Origin of the sequence: Ventrimonas sp., assembly GCF_048380235.1 — a bacterium.
Classification (GTDB): domain Bacteria; phylum Bacillota; class Clostridia; order Lachnospirales; family Lachnospiraceae; genus Brotaphodocola.
Map to the genome: position 1 here is coordinate 1 of NZ_DBFCCJ010000078.1, position 2481 is coordinate 2481.

At 50.3% G+C, this 2481-nt stretch carries 3 protein-coding genes; all 3 read right to left on the reverse strand.

What is annotated here, in order from left to right; translation table 11 throughout:
• Positions 1-69 precede the first annotated feature (69 nt).
• Genes ACMP1L_RS12835 through ACMP1L_RS12845 form a run of 3 tightly spaced genes read right to left on the reverse strand, consistent with a single transcriptional unit; the run spans position 70 to position 2062 of the window.
• The gene (locus tag ACMP1L_RS12835; RefSeq protein WP_006775625.1) at positions 70-345 is read right to left on the reverse strand and encodes a DUF5720 family protein; all 276 of its coding nucleotides are present in this window, start codon (positions 343-345) and stop codon (positions 70-72) included.
• A 12-nt stretch (positions 346-357) separates the two neighbouring features.
• Entirely contained in the window at positions 358-1284 is a 927-nt protein-coding gene (locus ACMP1L_RS12840) for a ParB/RepB/Spo0J family partition protein (RefSeq protein WP_062807364.1), read from the reverse strand.
• Positions 1241-2062, reverse strand: a complete 822-nt coding sequence (locus tag ACMP1L_RS12845) for a ParA family protein (RefSeq protein WP_024738648.1) — start codon at positions 2060-2062, stop codon at positions 1241-1243. The genes ACMP1L_RS12840 and ACMP1L_RS12845 overlap by 44 nt, the downstream gene beginning before the upstream one ends.
• Between the last annotated feature and the right edge of the window lie 419 nt (positions 2063-2481).

Here is a 2481-nt window from a genome sequence, read left to right on the forward strand (position 1 = left end):
CTTCCCGGATTGCTTCTTGAATTTCCTTTACCGTACACATAGTCATTCCTTTCCTTTCGTTGTATGGGTTTATGAGCGGCGGCGTTTTCCCGGTTTGAAATCGAGGATATGTCCCTCAATCACACGAGCGTAACGCTTGATTTTGATCTCCCGGCGCTGTTGACTTTGCAGGGCGGCCTGATACCCGTCCTCAGTCAAAAACAACCGCATTTCATCTCCGGGGCTGCCGTAAGCAGTGCTGGGACGCAGGACGGAAAACTCGATCATCCAGCGGGTATTATCCCAAAACCTCTCTACGGCGAGAATGTTGTGTCCTTTCAGCTCACGGGCTGAAATATCCCTCATAGGCGGCTCCTTTCATCGTTCCTGGTCTCTCTGACGCTTTTTCTGCCATGCCTCCAGCAGCTTGATGATGGTTTCCTGCATCCGCTGGGGCGTGTAGCTTTTGGGGAAATACTTCCGCAAAGTGTCAGAGGTAAATGTCACTCGGTCCAGATCACTTTTCTTTTCCTCACCCATGATGACACGCATCATATCGAGGGTCAGATGCCCCTCTTGGCTGTATTTCTTGAGCCGCTGGGCTTGGGAAAGAGAAGGGGTAGCCTGTTCACTGTCCATCGCGTCCAGCAGGTCTACCTGTTCCTCCTTTTTGAGAAAGGACAACTCATAGGCAGGGTTCAGGGCAATCTTCTTTTCATCCACCATATCCATCAATTCAGGAATCAGCTCTGTCAGACGGATAAATCTCTTAATCTGTGATTTGCTATCTGGACTGTTCTCCGCGATTTTTTCTGCCGCAGTCAACTTCGGCCCAACTTGGGCCGAAGTTAAATCCGTCCTGGCTCCTTGGTGCTTAATGGCATCCAGCTTCATTTTATAAGCAAATGCTCTTTCACTGGGGAGCAGGCTTTCTCGTTGTAAATTGCTGTCAACCATAATGATTGTAGCGGCATCATCATCCAAATCCCGAACAATGACCGGCATGGTCTCCTTTTCTGCCAGTTCACTGGCTCTGTGCCGCCTGTGTCCGGCTACCAGCTCATAACCGCCCTCCGGGTCCGGTCGGGCAATGGCCGGAACCAGAACGCCATACTGCTTGATACTGTCAGCGGTCTCCATCATGGCTTCGTCATCCTTGACTTTGAATGGGTGGTTCTTGAACGGATGCAGTTCAGACAACGGAATTTCCTGAATCTTTTCCAGCTTTGCATCCTGGCGGCCTTCTTCGGTGGAGAACAGATCATCTACCGATGCCAGCTCTATTTTTTTCGCGCTGCTTTTCAAGTTTCAACACCTCCTTCGTCAGATTTTTGTAGCCCTCTGCCACCTTGCCGCCGGGATCATGGGCAAAAATGCTTTTTCCCTCGGCGCTGATTTCCTTTGCCCGGACAGAATGGGGAATCTCTGTGCCGAATACTTTGATCTTGCTGCCATAGGTCTCTCGCAAAAGTGCGGAAATCTCTTTGGCAAAGTTGGTTCGGCTGTCAACCATCGTCAGCAGGATACCGTCTATCTGGAGCTTGGGGTTGATCTGCCGCTTTACCTTGTTTACCGTGGAGAGCAGCTGTTCCAGCCCTTTGGCGGGCAGATACTCCGCCTGAACGGGAATTATAATCCTGTTTGCAGCGGCCAGCGCATTGACTGTGAGCATCCCCAGGGAGGGCTGGCAGTCGATGAGGATATGGGAGTATTGCCCCTTCAGCGTGTCCAGATATTGCCGCAAGATAGTCTCACGACTCATGGCATTTACCAGGGATACTTCCATACCGGATAACTGGATGTCCGCAGGCATCAGGTCTACACCCTCTGGGTGGTGCAGGATACCCTCGCCGGGACGAAGCGGCTCATCCATCAGGATACGCCCCATAGCGTCCGACAGCGTAAAGGGCAGCTTGTCCGGTTGTGGATTGCCCAGGCTGATAGTCAGGCTTCCTTGCGGATCTCCGTCGATCAGCAGGACTTTCTTTCCGGCCTGTGCCAAACCGATTCCAAGATTGGCACAGGTGGTGGTTTTGCCAACGCCGCCCTTCTGGTTGGCGATGGCGATGATTTGCGTGTTCATTGACTTCACCTCATTTCTGATTGTTGCTGTTGCTTCTGGAAATAGAAAAAGCCGCCACTCCAAAATAAAAAGTGAAGTGACGGCTCTTTCTATGGCCGGAATATGAGTTCCTGAAATGAAAAAAGCACCCAGTCATTTTACACTGAGTGCTGTATCAAATTCATATTCAATTATTCAAATTAGGTCAAACTATGCCAAACTGCCACAGCCAAAAACGAGGGGAAAGATGGCTGAAAAGTAGCCCCCAAAACACCCACAAAATCGGCTCTCGGTTAACCACTTTGGGCACCACTTGACCCTCTTTTTGCCCTCTTTTTGGCCGGTTAACCACTTGCGGACCACTAAAAATTGGGTGAAAACGGCTCTCGTTTTGCTAAATTTGGTCAAACTATATCAGCCCGTTTAGATATAGTAAAACC